The organism is Microbulbifer maximicatervae (SeqCode) (assembly GCF_056231245.1).
On sequence record NZ_CP174334.1, the window covers coordinates 4,000,448 to 4,023,835 of the forward strand.

At 41.0% G+C, this 23,388-nt stretch carries 19 protein-coding genes; all 19 read right to left on the reverse strand.

The annotated features are described in order from the left end of the window. Positions 1-222: 222 nt before the first annotated feature. Positions 223-2,322, reverse strand: a complete 2,100-nt coding sequence (locus ACJJIS_RS17380; protein ID WP_475708678.1) for a glycosyltransferase family 2 protein — start codon at positions 2,320-2,322, stop codon at positions 223-225. A gap of 291 nt (positions 2,323-2,613) precedes the next feature. Next, positions 2,614-3,756, reverse strand: a complete 1,143-nt coding sequence (locus ACJJIS_RS17385; protein ID WP_475708679.1) for a glycosyltransferase family 2 protein — start codon at positions 3,754-3,756, stop codon at positions 2,614-2,616. Positions 3,757-4,053: 297 nt separating this feature from the next. Continuing rightward, positions 4,054-5,010: a sulfotransferase family 2 domain-containing protein gene (locus ACJJIS_RS17390; protein ID WP_475708680.1), complete on the reverse strand. Its 957-nt coding sequence runs from the start codon at positions 5,008-5,010 to the stop codon at positions 4,054-4,056. A gap of 502 nt (positions 5,011-5,512) precedes the next feature. Further along, positions 5,513-6,274: a hypothetical protein gene (locus ACJJIS_RS17395; protein ID WP_475708681.1), complete on the reverse strand. Its 762-nt coding sequence runs from the start codon at positions 6,272-6,274 to the stop codon at positions 5,513-5,515. Between the two features lie 26 nt (positions 6,275-6,300). Then, complete coding sequence (locus ACJJIS_RS17400; protein ID WP_475708682.1) at positions 6,301-7,230, reverse strand: alginate O-acetyltransferase AlgX-related protein; 930 nt, start codon at positions 7,228-7,230, stop codon at positions 6,301-6,303. Between the two features lie 56 nt (positions 7,231-7,286). After that, positions 7,287-8,246: a hypothetical protein gene (locus tag ACJJIS_RS17405; RefSeq protein ID WP_475708683.1), complete on the reverse strand. Its 960-nt coding sequence runs from the start codon at positions 8,244-8,246 to the stop codon at positions 7,287-7,289. After that, a complete protein-coding gene (locus ACJJIS_RS17410; protein WP_475708684.1) occupies positions 8,239-9,477 on the reverse strand; it encodes a glycosyltransferase family 4 protein in 1,239 nt (412 codons plus the stop codon). The genes ACJJIS_RS17405 and ACJJIS_RS17410 overlap by 8 nt, the downstream gene beginning before the upstream one ends. A 10-nt stretch (positions 9,478-9,487) precedes the next feature. Next, on the reverse strand, positions 9,488-11,359 hold the full coding sequence (locus ACJJIS_RS17415; protein WP_475708685.1) for a glycosyltransferase family 2 protein: 1,872 nt from the start codon (positions 11,357-11,359) through the stop codon (positions 9,488-9,490). 15 nt (positions 11,360-11,374) lie between these two features. Continuing rightward, complete coding sequence (rfbB, locus tag ACJJIS_RS17420; RefSeq protein ID WP_475708686.1) at positions 11,375-12,484, reverse strand: dTDP-glucose 4,6-dehydratase; 1,110 nt, start codon at positions 12,482-12,484, stop codon at positions 11,375-11,377. Positions 12,485-12,530: 46 nt separating this feature from the next. Continuing rightward, the gene (gene rfbD / locus ACJJIS_RS17425; RefSeq protein ID WP_282934136.1) at positions 12,531-13,400 is read right to left on the reverse strand and encodes a dTDP-4-dehydrorhamnose reductase; all 870 of its coding nucleotides are present in this window, start codon (positions 13,398-13,400) and stop codon (positions 12,531-12,533) included. Between the two features lie 139 nt (positions 13,401-13,539). Next, positions 13,540-14,088, reverse strand: a complete 549-nt coding sequence (gene rfbC / locus ACJJIS_RS17430; protein ID WP_475708687.1) for a dTDP-4-dehydrorhamnose 3,5-epimerase — start codon at positions 14,086-14,088, stop codon at positions 13,540-13,542. A gap of 133 nt (positions 14,089-14,221) precedes the next feature. After that, on the reverse strand, positions 14,222-15,154 hold the full coding sequence (gene rfbA / locus ACJJIS_RS17435; RefSeq protein WP_475708688.1) for a glucose-1-phosphate thymidylyltransferase RfbA: 933 nt from the start codon (positions 15,152-15,154) through the stop codon (positions 14,222-14,224). Between the two features lie 277 nt (positions 15,155-15,431). Then, positions 15,432-17,066, reverse strand: a complete 1,635-nt coding sequence (locus ACJJIS_RS17440; RefSeq protein ID WP_475708689.1) for a polysaccharide biosynthesis/export family protein — start codon at positions 17,064-17,066, stop codon at positions 15,432-15,434. A gap of 89 nt (positions 17,067-17,155) precedes the next feature. Next, positions 17,156-18,400: a KpsE/RkpR family capsule polysaccharide export protein gene (locus tag ACJJIS_RS17445; protein ID WP_475708690.1), complete on the reverse strand. Its 1,245-nt coding sequence runs from the start codon at positions 18,398-18,400 to the stop codon at positions 17,156-17,158. 9 nt (positions 18,401-18,409) lie between these two features. After that, complete coding sequence (locus ACJJIS_RS17450) at positions 18,410-19,123, reverse strand: ABC transporter ATP-binding protein (protein ID WP_282934141.1); 714 nt, start codon at positions 19,121-19,123, stop codon at positions 18,410-18,412. Continuing rightward, positions 19,120-19,911 carry an ABC transporter permease gene (locus tag ACJJIS_RS17455; RefSeq protein ID WP_475708691.1) on the reverse strand — a complete coding sequence of 264 codons (792 nt, stop codon included), beginning with the start codon at positions 19,909-19,911 and terminating at the stop codon, positions 19,120-19,122. Before ACJJIS_RS17455 ends, ACJJIS_RS17450 begins: the two co-directional genes overlap by 4 nt. Before the next feature lie 1,481 nt (positions 19,912-21,392). Then, positions 21,393-21,683 (reverse strand): YciI family protein, encoded by a 291-nt coding sequence (locus tag ACJJIS_RS17460; RefSeq protein ID WP_444956811.1) that lies wholly within the window; start codon positions 21,681-21,683, stop codon positions 21,393-21,395. Between the two features lie 262 nt (positions 21,684-21,945). Beyond that, positions 21,946-22,323: a hypothetical protein gene (locus tag ACJJIS_RS17465; RefSeq protein WP_475708692.1), complete on the reverse strand. Its 378-nt coding sequence runs from the start codon at positions 22,321-22,323 to the stop codon at positions 21,946-21,948. Between the two features lie 183 nt (positions 22,324-22,506). Beyond that, positions 22,507-22,785 carry a hypothetical protein gene (locus tag ACJJIS_RS17470; RefSeq protein ID WP_475708693.1) on the reverse strand — a complete coding sequence of 93 codons (279 nt, stop codon included), beginning with the start codon at positions 22,783-22,785 and terminating at the stop codon, positions 22,507-22,509. Positions 22,786-23,388: the final 603 nt, after the last annotated feature.

Genomic DNA, 23,388 nt, shown 5'->3' on the forward strand with positions numbered 1-23,388 from the left:
TCTGGTTACCAATACTATTGTTCGTCTTTATATACACACCTGTGGTGAAATCAAATTATGCCAAATCTTGGGTGAGTATACCCCTAGTGTAAACACCCCCCATCACGCCCTGAGTTGGAGATTTTTACCCCCCTTACACGATACTCACTGTTTGAACGAAACTCGATCCGGAAACTCGCCATAACATAGGCTCTTAACAACATTGAGATACCTCACACTCGACTAAGCCAAGGAAAAATCTTCATGAGCCAGAGTCAGATTCGGGTTATAAGCTGGGTCAGTGTCTAGTAAATCCCCCCAGCGAGTGCGCATATACTCCGCCTCACGCTGTGCCCGTTGGCGTTTACTGAAGGTATTATCAGCACCCCGTGATACCGACTCATGGTGATACAGCTCTGCGTATGGGGTCCATAAGTTGCGATAACCTGCTTCACGTACTTTTAAACACAGATCAACATCATTAAACGCAACAGCCAGGTTCTCCGCATCCAGGCCAGCTACTTCCTCAAATACTAATTTGCGTATCAATAAGCATGCCGCAGTTACAGCGGAAAGATTCTGTACCAGATGCAGGCGCGAAAAGTATCCATATTCATGGCGGCTGAAGTACTTATGGGAGTGACCAGCAACACCACCAATCCCCAAAATCACCCCACCGTGCTGGATGGTATCATTTGGGTAGTAGAGCTTCGCCCCTACACAACCGATTTCAGGCCTCCGAACCTGGCCGACCATCTCCGTTAGCCATTCATCACTAATTGGCTCAATATCATTATTAATCAGTCCGATGATCTCGCCCTTGGCAAGACTGACTCCAAAATTATTAATTGCAGAGTAGTTAAAGGGGTGATCCCAGCGATGTACTGAGACTCGAGAATCAGTAGCCTTCATTTCATTCAGAAAGCGCAATGTTCCTTCACAACGACTCTGATTGTCTAAAATCAGTAATTCAAAATTGGGATAACATGTTCGGGCAAGGATAGCCTCCACGCAGGGCTTCAGTATATCCAAGCCATCGCGGGTTGGAATGAGCAAGCTTACCAAAGGGGGGGGGTCAGAAATATCCCATCGCACCCGATAGCTATTAGGGGCTATGCCAGGCAGAGCTCTGGCTTTCAGGCCCTCACTTTCCAGGTAGTCACTCACAGCCCTAAGACCCGCAGAAGCCGCATAACCTTTTGCACAACTCTCTTGTGCTGTCGAGCCACTAATAGCCCGCCAGTGATAGAGCACTTCAGGAATATGGGCTACGTTTTCCTGATTCAAATAGGGCATACAGCGCAGTAACAAATCGTGGTCCTGACTTCCCTCAAGGCCAGCACGAAATCTTCCTATACGCTCAACCAGCGCACGGTGCAATACCGTTAAATGGCAAATATAATTTTGTGATAGCAGAAGATCTGGATTCCAGCCTGGCTTGAAGTGAGGATCAAAGCGCACGCCCTGTTCATCAATTTTATCTTCATCGCTATACAATAATAGTAACTGCGGATTATCTACAATTGACTGAGCAACCCGCTGTAGCGCAAAGGGAGCCAAGGTGTCATCATGATCTAATAGCGCAACATATTCACCACCAGCCAACGACAAGGCACTATTACTTGCAGCCGAAATATGTCCATTTTCTGTTCGAAATACTACTTTGATACGCTGGTCCAGCTTTTGATATTTCTCTAAGCAAGACTTAACCTGAGCCTGGCGAGAAGAATCATCAGCAATACACAACTCCCAATGACTATAACTTTGTGCCAAAACTGAATCGATACATGAGCTTAACAGTTCAATATCAGTGTTATAGGTTGGAAGAATAATAGAAATTAAAGGTCTACCAGAGCCTTTAGCTAAATCCGGTGAGTCCGGATAAGAAGCAACTCTTTTTGCCTCTACAGTTCTAATCCATTCAGAATAATCACTGGTTTGCTTCCGTTTAACAAAAGTTCTTGCATAGTGCTGTAAAGCCAAATTTCGCCAGTTACAACCTGAATCACGGGCCTCTTCACGAATAACTTGTAAAACCTTTGCCTTTCCCTGACTACGAAATTTAAAGTGCATATTGGCCAAGCGCTGCGCCAGCCGATCATAGGCAAACCGGGGGAGAAGCTTCACAAACTGGAAGTGTTGTACACTAAATAGGCCTTCGGATTCCATAGGGTCGAAGCGCAAAGCTCTAGGGCGCTGCTGAAGATAAATTAGACGCTTACTAACACGACCCGATTTAATTGGAAGAAATATGCTGTCCGACTCACTGAAGCCATTCCCGTAGTCAAAATAAAGTTTAGAATCTGCAGACGACTGATTGTGCCGCAAATCAAGTTCCACCATATACCAGCCAGGTCCAGGAGATCGTCCCGGTACTTGGAATTGGGGATCCGCTCCAGATGCATGCCATACAAAATCTGTTTCGGTGCAATCAGAGGGCTCAATCGCAAGTCCAGGCTTAAGCCTGGGAGCCAAATTTACATAGAAAAAGGACTTAAAAATATTTAACACTGTAACAAATCCAATTATTACTCAGCACTCTTAGGCGCACCGCATGCATTCATCAATAAAATAATAGCTATTTCAAATTACGCTGAAACTAGCAAGTATGAACTACCTGGTACACACCTTAACCTAAAGGTTAGCATCCAGTCTGGAGTTCACTTTGGCAGCAATGTTCGTACCATAAATATAGGCCTCAATCTCATCTCGACTGGATAAACTCTTTTTAGGCTTAAAAGCAAACCCACATTTCAAGTTCTGTGAAAGTCCCTTTCGCACAACGTCGGGGCGGTCTCTATTTAACTCAACTAAGTACTCTTCCCCGTTAATTAGCAAGCGAATTTTTATCGGTCCCGCAAATTCCGCTGTCGCCCAACCAGTAATCAAGTCCGGGCCTACATCGATAAAAATTTTTCCATAACACAGATAAGGAGTCTCGGCAGCTATGCGCTCCTTCAATTGTGCAACACCGTTCTTCACATTCTCTACATAACAGAGAAGTGCATCATCATGCTCATCATTTAAATCATGGGCTTTAAAATAAGCTTCACCCTTTTTTCTAGTTGAACTGCCAGCACCAGAACCTTTATGCTCCTTTTTCATTGCATGTTCATATCTGGACTTGACAACATAATGATTAATTCTTAACCCATCATAGGAAACTTGAGCTGTTTTGGGTTCATTAGGCCCGCCATTTTCAAATTCAGTAGGTTGGAAGTTAGCAGAATAATAACACCCGGCCTTAAGCACACACTCATGGACATGCATTTTCTCAACCATAGGCGGCTTCAAGATTGTTTTAATGTGGCGATTAAATTCATGCCCTTGCTTGGAAGCTTGAGTAAATCGCTCAATCACTAGGCCATCACTTTTAAATCTATGACCAGATGAGCCAAAATTCCTCCAGTTGAGCGCTAGTGCACCGGCATCCTCAATTTGATTGAAGCCAGACAACAGGTCTTTTAGATTAACGTCTTGAGTATTAACGATAAACTCATCAGCATCAATAAATCCTAGCAAATCAACTTCATCGCCAAAGCGATTTAATATCAGGTTATACGCCGGCATCTGCGGACCGCGATCCTCCACCCTAGGAAAATAAATTCTATTTATCACGCCCAGGCTATCCAGGGCCTCCAACAACTGAGAGGTGCCATCATCACTGATGTTATCTGCAACATAAAATGCATCAACACCGATCAACTGGTGATACACAATCCATTCAAGGATATACTCATATTCGTTCTTAAAAATTGCAGCGATTCCAAACTTCATTCGCACTCAAAAGACCTTTTTAGGTGATAGTACTATTTCCAATACTCTCACAACAAAATATATAAAGTTCACGATTGGCGAGTACCTAATATATCTATCAAATAGGTAAACGCCCAACTTCTCCAGCAAGTGGTCATGTGTATAAAAAGAAGTATGCAATCTTGAACAACCAATAAACTCTTTTAGCTTCCGCCCATCAACGGGAGAACGGTTTTCTCCAACACACTTGATCTGACAGACTTGAACCCGCCAACTTCTTAGGAAATAGCCTAGATCCAATATCATGGGCAATGCACACTAAGAAAATCTCGGCAGAGATGGTAAAATCAGCAGAGGCTGGCCAGTTCCGGCCACAACAACCTCTAAAGAAGCTAAATCAGTGATATGAGCTAAATCAAAAGTAAAGCCAACAAACCCCCCCCGACCCAGCCCTCGCGCCTTGTAGATAGGACTATATTCACTAGCTCTAGTCTCTGCCACAACTTTGCCATTTAACCTAGCGTTAAGCAGAGTCGCTTCAGCTTCTCCCTCTGATATCGCCCATCCCTTCAAATACCCATTTTCTAAAGCTGTGACAGCACCTAGCGTAAAGCATGCTTGATCTAGAGCCAGATGAAGGCGCCAGTCAAATTGATTCCGGGCAAGGGTATAAAACTCATACTCCTTTGCATTCAACTCATGCAATTCAGATATTTGTTCACTTGTGAGCTTTCTCGAGTGAACAGCCTCATTGACAGCAACGTTTTGACGTAAAACTGGAAGCTTAATATCAAATTTTTGGTTAAGCAGGAAAAGAGAATCCTCATATGAATCAACAAACCCTATAAAACCAAACTGAGACCAGTCTTCCTGGCCGACAAGACGAAGCTGTCTATTAATATTTTCACGAGACCGGTAAAAATCCTCAAAACTACCTTTATAATTTTGCTTCCAAATTTTATGATTATACTCAGAAATAATTCTATCGACTGGATCACGTAAAAACGTTACCATCCGTCCAACACCAAATATATCAATGTATTTTGATGCATGAAAATGACCCGTCAAAAATTTATAGCCTCGCCTGTCAAAGTCCTGATAAAAGCCCCAGCTATCCACCCCTCCAGAAGTCCATTTTTCAACGAGAGGGCTTGTCAAAGCTGAACCCCTTCCATAATCCCGGCAAATTTTATTTTTACCAAAATAAGTATCGGCACCTTTTCGGAAGCTGGTACCTGCAGTTTTTGGGATATGCACAAATATTATGGATTTCACTAGAACATCCCAACCAATATTAACAGGACTAAAAATAGCTCTCTATTCATAAATTCATCAGATGCAACTGACTAAAACAACTGAAGGCCTGCGTACAACAATAGAGGGGAAACCTTAAATACAAGAACTCACCTATTTCCTACAACCCAGAAGGGCGAATCAAGACATAAATCGCGTTCACAAAAAACCTTCGACCAACAATATGCAGCTCCTAATGTCATCACGACAGAAGCATAATAGCTTATCACTAATGTAAAGCTAACTGAGAGTATTACATAGGCTCTCGATAACCACAGCCATAAATCCAGTCTCTTGCAATACCACCAGTGTGCGAGAGCTAATATACCCAATAACTACCTATTCATATTTTCTGATCCCCTTCAACGCAAACTGCCTGTGCGCATCCGGTAAAGCACATGCTCAATCTTAATCTTTCATAAACTCAAAAGAGAAATATTTTCATCGATATAAAACTCACAATAATGTATACATGCCAATAATTTTAATCGATACCTTTCAAGTATAGCTCACTGTACTTAGGATCGAAATGTGCCATATTTTTTAACACATCGGCTAGGCTTTTATTAAGCTTGTTAATAGTATCAGGCGATAATTCTTTCAAATACCTTCCTGGCATGACATCTGATCCTGACCACTTATTGCCCACCCATTTTTTATTTAATGAAATATTTTCAGGCCGCTCCACTTCAAGCTTATCCAGCAAGTCAATGCTCAGCGTGGTTCCAATAAACTCACTGGAACGCCTAATAAATGAATCAAAATCCATACATAGTTCGGCATAACTTAAAACTATAGAATTTTCCAGAGAACCTTCTAATACCCTCCAAAAATTTTCATAATAACTAGCTTCTGATAAAGATTGCTGTAATACCCAAGAATCTATACCTTGCTCAGCTATCCTCTCCCTCCTCTTCTGAAGCTCATCCTTACATACCCCTGGAGCGGGATGAGACTGTGTCCAATGAAACATATTACACAGACGATCCCTCGGATCTCTAAAATTAACTAAAAATTGATATTTAGAGAAATCCATCAGCGTATTAAAATCTATAGGTCTATTGAATACATGGAATCCTCCATCCATTGGCACTATGGATTTCTTTAGCTCCGAAAGCTTGCCCTCCAGAATAAATTTATCTACATACTTACTATCTGCTACATTGAATCCTGCCATCTCACTAAAAATTCTAATCATAGATCCAGTGCCAGATGTTGCAGAAGCCAGAAAAATGAAAGTATTCACAATTTCAACCTAGTTAAAAGCACATTTTAGTGATTATTTTTCAACATAGAAAAAAATAACTCTGAAAAACCTTGAGTTTCATTTTCCATATCAACACCTGAACTCCCATATCGATATGAAAAAAAAGGCGGAGCACCCTTATCCGAGCGAACCCTAGATAAATATCGTTCCACGTTCCCTGTTATCACATAATCAGGATTAAACATTTTCAACATTTCACAATGTAAAAACGGTGACCTTAGGAAAAGTATCTCCGTAAAATAACAGCTAAGAACAGGCAACATTCCCCTCAAAAATGAGTCGCCAAAAATCAAAAGCTTTGCTGAATATTTTGCAGATTTATTTATATAAATATCAGCAATTCCATTATTCCCCCCCTTGACCCCATTACTGAGAACCCTAGTTCCTTTGGGAGGCGTAAATACCTCAATTTCTCTAGAACCCGCTCCAATTTTTGAAGACAAATCTCCAACACAGGATTTCAATTTAACTACGGGATTCAAGCAATTCCAAACTTCTTTTTCGGTCAGATCAGGCAAAATAGATCTGACAATTTCTAGCAGAACTATTTTTACACCCTGGATATTCATATGAGTATCATCTCGATGAAACACCCTCTCATCTGATTCCCTTAAACTGGAAGCGGGATATATCACCTTACTACTTCGACGCTTTTCTTTGTAGCATTCAAACAATCCAGAAACTCTACCTAATGGAAAGTTATCACTCTCTATAACATGCTTATCAGGAAATACTACATGTGAAAAAATAGCACCTAGATCCGAGCAAAACTTTGACCTAAAATCAAAATTATCCCAAAAAGAGTCTATTGAATCTCTGGCGACCGTAACGTTCCCAAGAAAATAATCAACAGGGCTATGATTACCTTGCGCCAGATAAAGCTCGTCGTGAGCGCCAATTAGAACACCGTTTCGTATATTCAAATTCTCACGCATAAAATACCTGAACATCCATACAAATTTGATATTTATGATTTTGCATCATGCAAATATTATTGCCTAGCGCACAAAAAAGAAATGAGATCTTCAACGCCGGATAATGGGTTCCAGCGAACCTCATCACCCAAACTATCCTTTTCACAGAATTCAGTAAAAGTGAGGCTAGCTGCCAAATTTTCATCGCCAAACTCTTCTGCAAGTTTTGTATTTGGCAATTCATAGGCAGACATAATAGTTTTTGCGAACACCGGAGGTAACTCAAATACAGAATCACTCTCCTCTATTTTTTGCGAAAAGAGGCGAAGTAATTCACTATTTTGCAACCCCAATCGATTCATTGCTAACTTAAGAAATAACGCCTGTTTTGAAAGAGATGAGTTTGACGCTTTTTTTGATGGTAAATCAAGATTTGATGAATTAATCCTATCATCACCAAAAAGAATTTTTGAAATAGCCCTGTCAAGCCCTTGATCTTCAGAAATAACTAAATCATAAGGTATTAATGAAACCTCACAACCCAACTCAGTCCATTCTTTGCAGTTATCATAATAGTTTAAGGTCTTGTCTTTTTTACTCCAAAGGAGATCAGCTGTTCTATTAAGTGCTTTGACATCTTGATTAAAACCTGAAGCAAGAAGGCGGTCCTGTCTTCGCACAGTATAAATTACCTCTATTTCAGAAAAAAACTCTTTAAAAAAGTTATATATCAAATCCTTTTCTGGGAGAATAAAATATTCTGAAGAACAAAAAACTGCACTATTTCTCTTGGCGAGATTGTGCACATCTTCCTTTACCCGTTCTAAATCAATCTCTTCTTTTAAATTTTTTATATCAGCCCTTACATTCAAATGTTCATCGTTAATAAATGAGCATGCCAACTGATGAGGGAACCTATTAGAAAGAACACCAAGATTATGATTTAAATGAAAAAAATTAACGTTCAAATTAAATAGAGACTGTATATAGCTTGTGCCAGTTTTAGGCATTCCCACATGTAAATATAATTTAGCCACAATAAACTCCCATATGTTTATCTGCGCATTCACTAACAGTTAGAGGTTTCGGAATATTACTTGCGATCAGGTTCCAGCTACTATCCTCTCCACAGGCCTTCAGTATTGCCTGTTTCAGAGAGTTACTATTCCCGTTACGGAAATGATATCCACTTATATTATCGGAAATTTTTTCAACCATCCCGCCAATATCACTACCTATCAATGGTCGACCATGATTAAAAGCTTCCTGAATTACCATTGGGGAGTTCTCCCACCACACCGAGGGAATAATTACCCAGTCCGCTTGCTCCATTAACTTGCCAATCTCATGGGATTCATATGATCCATGCAAAGTCACTAGATCACCCAGCTCCTCTAATAAATCATGAATTTTTTGCTGAAATTCCTCAGTCTGACCCTCTAAATTTGCGCCATGAATGTCGAGATGTACTTCTTCCCGAACTTCATCCGGCAGTAATTTAAAGGCTTCTAGTAATATATCAACACCTTTAAATGGATTGATTTGGCCAAAAAATGCAAAGCGACCGCGTTTTTCGCCTTCACCCAGCGGCCTGGCAACCGGGCGCTCTACTTCTGGTTGACCATTTTCGATCATGATCAGTTTTTCTTCGGGAATCCCCCAATCTTTATAACGATCAATTAAAAAATGGCTGGGCGAAACAAATTTATCCACAAGATTAAAGATGGACTTGATATATTTTTCCCGTAGGAAAAAATCTGCAGTAGAGCGTTCAGGAAAACAACGTCCACAGTCAGCTGGTGATGACTTATAGCAGAGCTTCATCTGTTTGCCCGGCTTTACCATCTGTCCATTGTTTGCACAAATTGCCAAATATTCATGCAATGTCATCACAATACGCGTATCCGGCAGTGTATTTCTAACTTCACGTACTAATTCAAGTCCCATATGAATATAGTGATGAAAGTGAACTACTGTTGGTCGATATCGTTGGAGAAATGCGCGGAATTCCTGCCATACATGCTTTTTACAACCTGATTGAAACAGGAAGAAGTCAGACATATGCGTATGAAATAGGATCTCTTTCTCAGAGTTAATTGTAGAAAAGGCAGACCCACCATGAGACGCTTGGTTAGTCCGAGCTAAAAATACGGTATCCAAGCCCCGCCGTTCATACTCTTTAAATAAATTGTAAGCAGCAACTTCAGCTCCACCTTTACTGTGATCCGGGTGGCCATGCGAAACGATCAGTATTCTTTGTTCTGTCATCGGTAAGTCCTTAGTGCACCAGCTGCTCAATTAGATTTCCCCAGCGCTCTGTGTGTTGCCAAGCGTTGTATAGGGTAATCTTGAATTTCCAATCGCGATTTTCAAATAAGTTCTGAGACAATCTCTCTAAATGATAGAGCTTCTCATCAGAAAGTACGTAATGGCGATATCCCATATCACGCAACTTCAGACAAAGATCTGAATCCTCAAAATCACCGAGCACATAAGTCTCATCTAGACCACCGACAGACTGGTAGAGCGATTTAGTGATAAACATGCAAGCCCCAGTAACAGCTGGGGACTCAGTGACCGGATCTATATTTAACAGCCACTCAGGATTACCTTTTCCTGGGTGTTCATTAAGCCATAGATTGCCAAACTGCATACTCTTGGAAAAACTCATACCCACATGCTGTATAGTGCCATCATCAAATACCAGCTTTGGTGCAACAACGCCAACATCTTCCAAGCCCGATGATTTTTCTTCAATTCTAGAAAGCCAACCATTACGACTTGGAATAATATCTGAATTAAGCAGTACTAGTTTATCTGCGGTTGCATACTTGACGCCCAGGTTATTGGCACCAGCATAGCCCAGGTTTCTGCCACCATAGATCACCTTGAAGCCAATAGGGAACAACATACTGGTGTCGTAACAGAATGGGATAAACTCATCGTAGAGTCTGGGATCATCCAGGACGTAGATTAATTCAGTTTCATTAAAATCTTCATCATTAATAAACTGTGCAATCTGGTGTAAAAGAAAATCATAGCGGCCATAAAGCGGAACAATGACACTACGTTTAGGATTGCGAACCTCTGTGCCAAACTGCAATACTTCAACTTGAGGTTCATCTAGAAGATCACGCCGATTCGACCAAAGTGCAGATAATGCCGGGCCGATATGTTGACGCATATTTACCTGGTAATCTCTTCCGGTAACATTAAAATTCACTAACACTTGTTGGCTAGCCAAAATAATATCTTCCCGCACATTGGATTGCTGTACTGGAATTGTGCCTAAAGCACCATCTTTAGTAAAAAAAAGAAGTTCTAACTTAGCTTGCTCAATTAAATGTGGCATAGGTATCCAAGCAAAGAATCCAGCCTTATAAGTTGGACTTGCTTTTCCAGGAAAAGCTTCCAGAACATCCTGGCGAGTATAACGAGCAGACTCTTTGAGTAAGTTTTCGCTATAACTACCATCGGTAGTACGCAAAACCAAACTCGCCAAGTCATTTTGTCCATCTAATAGCCAGCCTGATAGGAATAAACCGTGCCCCGGTACTGCTAAAATGTTATCCCAGTGGGAGTTAACTTTAGATTTAAGTTGGTTTTCATCCAGTGTACGCAATCCTGGGATTACAAATACACTGCTACCCATACTTTCGAACATCAGATCAAGTAGTTGTGCCTTTTCATCCGTACGCCAAGTCATACAATGGCCAAATAGGGATTCACCACTTAATTCAACAAAAGCATTTAACTCAACGCTCTTAGCTTTAGAGTCTTTAGCTGAAACAGATAAACATAGGGATTTTTCGTTCACTGGGTGATCATAAGGCCAGTCTACCAATAGGCTATACCCCCAACGGGCACTACCTTCAAAGCCAAAATGTCGATTTACATCTAAGCGAGTTGTGCGCAGCGTTGAGTAATTAAGTTCACCAATATTTGGTCCTTCAAAATCTTCATCGCTATCAATATATTCAAGGCGAAAGTCCAATGTGCTATGGGCGGGGTGAAAGGCCCAACCTTGTATCAATAAATGCTTGCCACCAATAACACCACATATATCAACCCAAACCTGAGCTATTTCCGGGAAATTCTTAGTTGGCTTAGTTGTTGCCGCCTTTAAACGCTCTAGTATCTTAATTCCCATTATCTCATTCCATCCTTATTCAGCGGTACGATATTGTTGTGCAATCCATTTACGGTAACTGCCATCCATTACCGCTCTCCACCAACAATCATTGTTCAAATACCATTGCAAGGTCTTATAAATGCCTGTCTCAAAGCTCTCCAGGGGTTGATAACCAAGTTCGTTGTTGGATTTCTTTGGATCAATGGCATAGCGGCGGTCATGGCCGGCCCTATCCTGGACGAAAGTAATTAACTCTTGCGCATTACCTTTGATAACAGATAGCGCTTGAGGGTACTTAGTGGCTAACGAAGTTTTTTCAGCAAACTCACGATTCATCAAGTCACAGATGAGTGTAACAATATCGATGTTTGCCCATTCATTAATGCCACCGATGTTATAGCACTCTCCAAGTTGCCCTTTTTGTATCACCTGCTCAATGCCCCTAGCGTGATCTTCGACATAAAGCCAATCACGAATCTGTTTTCCATCTCCATATATAGGTAATGGTTGATTGAGCAAAATATTTGTGATCACCAGCGGAATTAGTTTCTCTGGAAAATGGTAAGGGCCATAATTATTGGAGCAATTACTGGTTGTTACTTTCAGTCCATAAGTATGGTGATAGGCTCGAACTAGATGATCAGAGGCAGCCTTGCTGGCAGAGTATGGGCTATTTGGAGCGTATTGGCTCGTTTCACTAAACGCAGGATCTTCTGCTTCAAGAGTGCCATACACTTCATCGGTTGATACATGGTGAAAACGGTGAGTTTCTCGATGGAGCCCTTCATCCAGCCATACTTTTTTTACCGCCTTTAACAAGCTGTGAGTACCGATAATATTTGTCTGGATAAAGGCATCTGGCCCACTTATCGAACGGTCTACATGGCTCTCAGCTGCAAAATGTACCAAAGTATCAATCCGATGCTCTCTAAGTATATTTTCGACTAAATGTGTATCTGAAATATCGCCTTGATAGAACTTAAAGGTTGGCAGATCACTAACTGAATCTAAATTTGCAAAATTACCAGCATAGGTGAGCGCATCCAGAACTACTACTACGTCTTGTGGATAGGTTTTCATCCAGTAGTGAACAAAATTGGCTCCTATAAAGCCTGCGCCACCGGTTACCAGCAAGTGTTTCATCTTCATACCAAAAAATTAGCTACGATTTATTTAAAGTCGATTTGTACTATTGAGATTTTAGGGATAGTGCTTGTCTCAGAGACTCCCGCCAATGTGGCAGTTCAACTTCCAGTTCATTTATCAATCGGCTCTTATCTAGCACACTGTATGCTGGCCTTTCAGCCGGTGTTGGATAGTCTTCAGTTCTAATTGCATCAATGGAAAGCTCTTTATCGGAAGGAATAAGGCCAAATTTCTTACTTTCTTCGAATATTGCTACTGCAAAATCATACCAACTTGCCACTCCCAGATCGGTGCAATGAAAGATACCTTTTACACTATTTTGCTCGGCTAATATGAATAGAACCTTAGCAAGAGTTCCAGTCCATGTTGGTGTGCCTATCTGATCTGCAACTACACCTAATATCTTCCTGTCAGACATTAGTCTAAGCATCGTACTAACAAAATTATTACCATGGGCAGAATAAACCCAAGCAGTACGTACTATTACCGCTTCTGGTAGTACATTCTGAACGGCAACTTCAGCTTCCGCTTTACTAGCGCCATATACCCCCAATGGATTCAACTTATTTGTTACCAAATAAGGGGATGACTTTTTCCCATCAAAAACGAAATCAGTAGATATGTGAATAAGTCTAATACTAAGTCTCTTACATACCTCAGCTAGGTTTGATGCACCAATTGCATTAACAGAAAAAGCTAGGTCTTGCTCTTTTTCAGCTTTATCTACAGCCGTATAAGCTGCTGCATTAATAATTAAATTTGGGCGATACTTCTCTACTACCGATTCAACGGTGGACCGATCAGTAATATCAAGCTCCTCACGAGATAAGCCTATCAGCTCATACTCCACAGGACATAGACGCTGAAGTTCACGTCCAAGCTGACCGTTTTTGCCAGTTACTAGAATTTTCATAGATACGCCAACCGATTGCCTATAGTAACGATACACATGGCTTATATGCGCAGCATTGCATAGCAATTAATTTATAAATTACGAGGAGACCCTGTATAAGGATTTAACTACAACTTCAGAAATATACTGTTATCGTTTGTTATGCAAAGTAGTCGGCATCCCGAAAGTGCCTACCTTCAGCATCTTTCCTTGAGAGTATGGGGGGACGCCCATCTTCGATCGGCCAGCTTATATTTAGGTCCAGATCATTCCACAATATCGACTGCTCTGAGCTTGGAGCGTAATAATCTGTACATTTATATACAAATTCAGCCGATTCACTTGTAACATAAAACCCGTGCGCGAATCCCTCTGGTATCCATAGTTGCCGTTTGTTCTCAGCTGACAAATAGACACCGACCCAGCTGCCGAAAGTTGGTGAGCTTTTGCGTAGGTCTACGGCAACATCAAAGACCTCTCCTTGTACCACTCGCACAAGTTTTCCTTGAGTTTGCTCTGTTTGATAGTGCAGACCGCGTAAAATACCCCTGGAAGATTTACTATGATTATCTTGTACAAATACACTATTTGCACATTTATCCAAAAATACATCATCACGAAATGACTCAAAGAAAAATCCTCTTTCATCACCAAAGATCTTTGGTTCGATGATTTTTACATCGGGTATATCTGTTTCAATAATATTCATAAGGTCTAAATGTCTACAACTGCCAAGACCAAGCTCTATCAAGCTCAAGCTAAAAACTGTAAGAAGTGGAGCCGTCCATCCTTAGACGATACCCTGGTTAAACTTCAAATAACCAATATATGTTATCGCTTACTTAAAGATTTGAAGCATACCTGCGCTCACTTAAAGATGATATTTCGCCATTTTCAATTAGCAATTGCATTAAGTACTTACCATATCCACTTTTCATAAGTGGCTGTATTTGAGCTTCCAGTTCTTGAGCACTAATAAAGCCTTTGCGATAAGCGACCTCTTCAGGGCAAGCTATTTTCTGCCCTTGTCGGCGCTCAATCGTCTGAACAAATTGCGCTGCATCCAAAAGGTTGTCATGGGTACCTGTATCCAGCCAGGCGCTACCTCGACCAAGGTGCTCTACATCTAGCTGCCCCTGCTCTAAATACACCTTATTGATATCAGTGATTTCCAGCTCTCCACGAGTACTAGGTTTGACTTCTTTAGCAATGTCACAGACTTGGCTGTCATAGAAGTACAACCCCGTTACAGCATAGTTTGACTTGGGTGCTTCGGGCTTTTCCTCTAGGCTGACTGCTTTTCCTTCAGTATCGAACTCCACAACACCATATGCTTTAGGGTCTGCAACACGATAACCAAAGACAGTAGCACCATTGTCTCTTTTATCAGCCTGCTGAAGAATTTGGCTAAAGTTATGTGCGTAAAAAATATTATCGCCCAGAACCAGTGCACTATTACTATCGCCTACATGATCACGACCAATTAAAAATGCTTGGGCCAAGCCGTCTGGAGACGGCTGCACCGCATAAGAAATGTTTAATCCCCACTGTGCACCATCTTCAAGCAGACGCCGGTACAAACATTGCTCATCTGGTGTTGTAATAATCAGAATATCCTTGATTCCTGCCAACATAAGGGTAGTTAGGGGGTAATAGATCATCGGTTTGTCATAAACAGCCATTAACTGCTTCCCGACACCCTTTGTTAAGGGATATAAGCGTGTACCAGAACCTCCAGCCAAGATAATTCCCTTCCGATCAGAAGACCCCTTCACAGTTTTTCCCCCAACGTTGAATCAATATTCATTTATTAATCACATCAAACAAAAAGATGTCGATGCAAAAATACAGGATTTATAGACTTAAGAGTCCAGGAAAGTTATCAAACTTTATAATGACAAATTCGAAGTGAATAATTACATACAACACTTTAAATCGGTATGGTGTAAGACTTACAGCTTATAACAGCCAGTAAGGAAACTAACCATACCGATTTATATCGTGCAATATGGGAGCCAATCTTAAAAAAGTTTACAACCTATCAGTACCAAATTAGAAAGATAGAACTGCGGCGGTTCCAACAGCTATACGGTAGAGTATTTCTGTTACATCTTTGGTTACTTGTAATTCACTGGAATGAATTTTTGGCATAATCATAATTTCATCTCCAGGGCGTAATCTATCCCCCAGACGATTATCAAAATCACTATCTTCTATACGATTAATCGTTCCATCGAGATGTAGAATCACCAACTCTTTACGGTTTGCATTATTGGCGAATCCACCGGCCAATTCTATATAGTCCTCCAAAGTCCGCTTCTTGCTGAAGACCAGGGAAGTTGGGAAAATTACCTCTCCCACGATTGACACAGTTGATGATTTCAAAGGCACAATCAACTCATCACCATCTTCAAGCAGCATTTCTGCTGCGTTTGGGTTGTTCGCAATAACAACCTGGCCTCTGGGTTCGGCCTTTCGCGCCTGCTCGATAAAGTTCTGAATCATCATGGCGTTGTCTTTTTGCGCAGACTTTTCCAGGTCAGTATTGGGCTGGCGAGTTAGAACTTCCATCTGAAGCGCATCTAAAGAACGATCAAGAGCAGCCCGCTGGCGATCAGCGACACTCTTTCTATACAGCTGTATAGAGTTTCTATCTGCATTATCGCGAAAACTCAATTGACTAAGTAATTCGTCAAGAGTTGCACCATAGGGCAGTACATAAGTTGCAGGCCCATCCAACTCACCGGATACCCGGATTGAAATAGACTCAATATCGTTATCGCGTACCAATTCTATATGCGCTCCCGGATAGAGGCGTGTGGTCATGGCACTTGCAAGTGGCATATAGTCGGCTTGCTGAAGACCATCAATTACCTGAGTAATTCGTGCAAAGTTCGCCTGAGGGTCAGGTTTTGTTACGAGAAGCATCTCACCCAGTTGGGTGTAGGGTCCTATAAACTCCATCTGTGCAGCTTGCTGCACCGCTCCTTCAACTGTTACCGAACCATTACGAGCACCAACGACTACAACATCGCCATTGCGAAGTTGTAAAGCAGGCATAATTCCATCCACCAGGAAGCTATACAAGTTTACCTTTTGTATTTCCTCTCCCTGACGCATTACTTTGATATCAACAAAGCTGCCACTTTGCTCATCGATACCTCCAGCACTATCCAAATAGTAAAGGATCGAGTCTGAGCTAAAGCCGTTATAGAGACCAGGGTTCTCCACAAAGCCTGTTACAAAGACTTTAACCGGCTGGCTCGCCTCCAAGTTGGCATACGCTTGCACATTATTCTTGAATACTCGCTTTACATGACGCAGAACGAAGTCATTCAATGCGCCATTCTTTACTCCAGCAACATGAACTGGGCCAACCTCGGGGACAAAAATATTGCCTTTCGGGTCTACCGGTAACGTCGCACTAAAGCTATAGGCACCCCAGAGCTGTAGATTAACCTGGTCGCCAATCGATATTCTATAGTCGGGATTAAATCCACTAAATGGCTGATCTTTAAACGCGCCCTGAAACAGTGACTCCCCAAAAACGGGTATACCTGTCTCAGGCATTTCTGTTGAGGCAACCTCATCAATTAATTGAGTTTCCAATGCTCCGGCCTGAATACTGGACAGTGATAACAACAACCCTATACCAAAACTAAAGCGCTTTATTTTTTCAGTAATCATTTGCTTGTTCTTTGTAAATTGATATTTACTCTGTCAGCGACATCAAAAATTCACCGACACTATTCTGTCTTGCAGCCTTTTGTCTGTCGCTACATCCTATGATCCCGAATAGTCACAACTAGCATCTTTCCTATTCCATAAAGCATTAGCAGAATAATTCCCAAGCTGGCTAGGTTATAGAGCTTGTGCGGATACTCTGCTTTCTCTGCTAACGATGGCTGGGTTACCACCATCAAGTGCTTAAGTTTACCTGACGCTTCCATACGAGCAGTTTCCAATGCTTTTAAAGAAGCTGCATAGGCATCGGTTGCAAATTGCAAATCGAGTTCAAGATTCTGGAAATGAGCACCAAGAAAATTAAGCCGTTGCTCTCCTTCTTCTTCCCCTATCCCCACTAGGCGTACCTTTTCTATCTCAATTTGGTTTTCTAACGCATCGATGTCTGCCTGCATGGAGACCACTTGTGATGAATCAGCATTTAGATAGGATTTTGCTGCAGTCAGGTTTGCTCGTTGCTCAGCCAATCGCGCCTCTAGCCCTTGAATAATGGTACTGATACCTTTTGTAAGTTCTTCGGGACTTACAACTTTATGACTATTCTGGAAGTCAAGAATTTCTTGCTTAGTACTGCGTAACTTAGCTTGTGCCAAATCAACTTCACTCTTTACAAAAGCCACTTGCTTATCTGCAAGCTGATTGCTGATCTCGTTAACAAAATCTTCTGACTTTTGAATAACTGTCTCAACCAATCTTTTAGCAAAAGCCGGGTCGAATGCCTGCATTTCTATAGTAATAATTCCGGTAGCTTCATTATGGATAACACCAATATGATCACGATAGTATTTCAGGTAGTCCTCCTGAGTAGCATCTGAAGCCAAGCGCGAAAAGATATCGTGGCTAGTACTTCTGTAATAATCAGCCAAATGTAACGTGTCATCCAAATACAGGGCCATATCCAATGACTGGATATAGTTCACCACTAAAAACGCATCCTGATTATCTGCTGACATCCCTGGAATTAAAAAACCTAATGCGGGTGATGCAGCCTGTGAGGAAACACTATCTTTTACGATTAATTGGGTATTGCTTACATAACGCTCAGAAACCCAAAATAGGTAATATCCTGCCATTAGAATAAGGGGAAATATGACTAACAGGCCGAGACCTCTGGAATGATAGATTTTTTTGAATAGTTTCCCTTTCCCTTCATTCTCATTGTTGCCGGTTAATTTGATAAATAGTTTTTTTGTTTTATATAGAAAACTATTCGATCCTCCCCCTGCTAGCTCAAGGTCTTTTTTTTGCTCTTCAATGACTGGTTCTTTGGCTTCCATAATCGACTCTTATGCACTCACTGCCGGCTTAGCTGCGCCACTTTCGGATTGCGGTTTTTTCACTGGTTTTTCGCCCTTGTATAGATCAATAGCCTCATCTACGGTATCAAAAATTCTGAGGCCATTTGAATCAAGGTAAATTCCTACATCACAGTTTTTCTTAAGCATCCCCATTGCATGGGCAACGATAATAAAAGAAGAGTTCTTACGCTTTTCGGCAATAACTTCTTCACATTTCTTTTTAAAGTGAGCATCACCAACAGACATCACTTCATCGACTAAATAAATATCAAAATCTACGCCGATACTTAAACCAAAGGCCAAACGCGAACGCATACCAGATGAATAGCTCTTTACGGGTGCATCAAAGTAATTGCCAATCTCGGCAAAATCCTGAACCCTATCCATCAACTTCCGCTGGGTAGCTCCCCAGATACCGTGGATACCGCAAATAAAGGCCACATTTTCGCGGCCAGTCATGCTTCCTTGAAATCCTCCAGATAATCCCATGGGCCAGGAAATTCTCTGATCCGTGACTACCCGCCCATAATCTGGATAATCAATACCACCCATAATCCGCAGTAAAGTTGTTTTCCCAGCTCCATTACGCCCTAGGATGCCAATATTTTTTCCCTCAGGGAAATTTGCACTTACATCCCTAAAGAGAACCTTTCTTCCATGGGGAGTTCGAAAAGATTTGGTTAGTTTTTCTAGTCTAATCATTGGCTTCTTACCAAATCCCGCCAATTGGCCCGGTAACACAACAGACCGAAAGCCAACATCGAAATTGAAGCACCCATTAAGTACTGCAGGCTTCCAAAAATTCCATGGTAGTTTTTGAATAGCCCCTCACGTGTCAACTCAATCACATGCAGTATTGGATTCCACGCTAGGTAGACATGGTATTCTTGAGGAACTTGCTCCAGAGAAAAAAATACTCCAGACATAAAATACAAAGGTCGTATTAGCATTGGTGACAGCTTTGCAAGCTCAGGGAATTTTACCCCAACAACACAGAGAGCCAGGCTCAGGCCTAAGCAAAAGCAGAAGAAAAATATATTTACTATTACTAGGAGCAAAAAATTATTGAATGGGCTTGTGACGCCAAACCAAGCAAACACAATTATTAAGGTAATAATTGTTGCTAGATAAATAGCAAATTCAAGGAGCACCCGTGTAAGCACAGCATCGAAGGGCCTTAGCTGACGATAATTAAAGAGCCCTCGATTCGATTCCACTGCTGCCAGCCCCTTTTGAAAACAGTGAGTGAAAAATAGGAATGGGGCAATTCCTCCTAGCATGAATAGCGGAGTTGGAACACCGGGATAGAATGCATCCTTCAGGAAACTAAAGACTGCAACCAAGACCATAATATGCAGTACTGGTTCGAGAAGCATCCAGGCATATCCCAGTCGCCACTTGCCAAAGCGAGTTTTCATCTCGCGCACTAGCAATGCGTAAATGACGTCACGCTGAATTTGCCAGACGGAGCGTTGAACTGATGGATGCATAGCGATTACTTTCTTGGCAATCTGTGAACCAGTCGTTACCCAATCTTGGGTTAGAACTGAGACAATTAATTCAAATAATATCGAGGCATTCTTGAAGCCAAAATGCCTTCGCTTGTTGGGTCGGCTCTATCGAGATATGACGCCACCACTCTGGGCCGCCAAGCTTAGTTCGAGCTCAAGGCACCGCAAAATGGACGCGGAATCCTATCGCAGCGTCTCTTCTTCGTCATTTTTTAATTAATTACGTGCCATTACGTTCGTCCCAACAGTCTAGCTCAAAGCTATCTATCGTGGACGATACGCCCTTCTAGATGATCGCCAATGATGATTATCAATTTCTCTATGAATAAGCAGGCGACATCTCCAAAATGCATATTAGCCGCGGACAACAATGCTATCACTCACGCATTTTGCGAATGTGAATACACAAGCATTAACTGGGAGAAACAGACGCAAACAGACATCAATAGAGCACTTAATGCCATATCCGGCCTAATTGCTGAGATCCTGTACTGATTAAGATATAACCAGCTCCGAGTCTCTGATACATAACCCTTTCAAGATTTACCCAATATTTCTGAGCAAAATCCACGCCAAGATAACTTTTAAAAGGGAACTTAAGGTGTTAAGGAAGAGGCTATTCTATCTAAGTAGAAACTCCCAACACTTTGCCCCAGATTTGATAGTCAAATTTGGCACATCTGTACAACATGATCTTACTGCTCTCCATCTAACTCGCTGTAGGTTAATGAGAAGAAGTAATTGGGAGTGGCCAGAAAGTTTAACCGCCCAGTATCAAGACCATTTTGGTACTTAAGTATCACTTTGCTTTTGGCACAGTAAGATTAACCTCAAGGGGCGAGCAAGACCTTTTTAAGTATCCCTCTGCTTGTATCCCAAACCCTACTCTCACAGAGATCAACAAAATGTGTGATGTTATGGCTAGTATTCATCCATTCTCCATAGGGTTCATGATTAGCTCGAAAAACCTACTGAACAGTGGCGATTAAGGGCATAGGGGTAAAATACAGAGAGGTCCTCACCTCCCAAATTCCATACGTTATCAGTGCTCCTAGGCTGAAAGCTTCCTATTGAGTATGGGTCTTGCAGTGCTTCTAAATAGTGATTAACGAGTGGCTTATCTCTGTTGGTCCTTCGATTAACTGAGAATAAACCCTACTCTCTGTATTCACCTTTCTTCATACCTGACAAATCACAAGCATAGGTAGAATCATTTTCAGCTTTACCGTTAATACCAAAGCAAAAGAACAAGGGCATACTGTAGAATATAACCCCCAAAAATAACAGCGTACCTAAGACTGCCCATAGTAGTTTTACTTTCAGGTGATTTATAGTTCTCTCCTCAATTACATATTTTCTGCTGCCTCATTTTGTCTATTTGTTCAATTATGCTCAATCTAGGCCAATATGCTCCAAAGAGTTGTGCAATCGAAAAACTATCATCCTTCTTAATTTTTTGTTTAAGTATCAATCAGAAACTCTAACTCTGGTGAGGATTTTGTCGGTACAACTTGCGTCACTTCATAAGCAGCCAATTCCTCACGATAGAATGGATCTTGTTTTAGTACCTGATCTAACGCAGACCGACTATCTATGGTCACCAGGATTACCCCACCTGTGCGAGGCTCCTTACGGCCGGAAAGCTGGAAATATCCTAGCTCGTAGTACTTATTCAAAAAATCAATGTGCTCTGAAATAAACTTTTCCACCTCCTCAAGGGGTTTTATATAGGTAAGGGATACTATGAACATGTTGATCAACCTCTACTTGCAATTCAAAATATCAAAAGTAGAGATCGTAGATTTATCTTCCATCCAATCTCTTATTAACGTAGATTGCCAATCTACAACTCTCGACTTCATTAGAGGAGCATTATACCTACAGGCAATCTGCAAATAAGGACAAAGAGCTCGGTATTGATGCCTAATAAGTAAGGACCTTTCCAGATAGCATTACCTCAAGTGCAAAATCCAAATAAGGATTCAATAAGGCCCCAAATTAATGAAGAATAGATTAACAGTTGTCTATTTGCTTTTTGGTTAAAAGCCAGTTTTCACGATAGTAAATACTTGCATCATAGTGGAACGTTAAAGTCTTCGGATCCAAATAATAGGGAAAACCACTATTGCTGAATATAATAAAGTCATATCTTGCTAAGGCATGTTCTTGAAAAGAATAATACTGACCATACTCAAATTTATTGCAGGTATTGCTGTAAATTTTTAATAGCCTATCAATAAATATGGCTTCTCTATTATATTTACTCATATCCTCCAGCAATTGAGCTCTGGCATCTAAAAAACTGGAAATAACAAAACCAAGAGCTAATGCACAAAAAATCACTATATATTTTTTGATAGATAACTTTACTCGCTGGTATCCTTCTGACATCTGATAATCCTTAACAGTAAAATTATCCATATAAACCAGCATGATTGTAACTTCATGATACAGATATGGACTTTATCTCATCTACTCTATGAGGCAGTTAATCGTCAGCATACGTTGTGCATGCTGACACAAATCAGCCGAAGCATTCACCCATTAATAAACTTAGAGTTATACGAATGAGTATTATCGGCAAAGAATCATAAGAGCTTCACCTCTTGCTCCACCAATACCTCCCCCTACAACTTTCCACCCCTCGGGTACTTTTACAGTTTTCTCTGGAACTTCCCCTTTGTTTAATGACCTTCCAGATACTTGCCATAAAGTAGCAGCAAAGCATTCACTTAGCTGCTCATCTGATTGCTCTTTACTCTCCTCAGGATCAGCTTCAGCAAAAGCGTTTAAAGCCCCAAGAGAAACTACTAATCCAAGTAATCCAGAGAATAAGATACTATGCTTTTTCATTGACTTCCTTTTAGAACTAACTCTTAAACTTCTTATCTATCCATCCTTTACGATAGGAACATATGGCCGACTAAGAAGTCAATAAATACACCTTCTTTTATTTTAGATTGAGCCACTTTTCTCTATCTGACCAGCCGAAAGATTTCTAAAGTGGGGAATAGATGTTGAGAGCTAATTTTTATCTTTGTAATGACTCTACAAATAACCATCGAAATAGCGACCGAAGAAAGTTTCCAAGTAGCTCATACGTAGCAAAGGCTACACGTAAAGTACCGTTTCATAATACCCGAAGCGTAATGTCAGGAATTTGGTCTAATAGATAAAAGTGCATAATATCTCTTGTAGGCCCCCTAAAATCACAAGTAAGCATGCCCTAATAATTATTCACCCCAATATCAAAAAATCTAGGCGATCTGAAAACCGTATAATTTAGCTGGTAATAGAGGACTGTCATATTTAGCTTTTTTTGAGTTCGCGAATCATAGATGTCGCGATAAGCTAAATAAGAGATTCGCTTAAAGAACTTCTTGTAAGTTTCCCACCTTAATTGGTAAAAAATACAGTCCTATAAAGCATTTGAGCATTTTTCAAACAGTAAGCAAA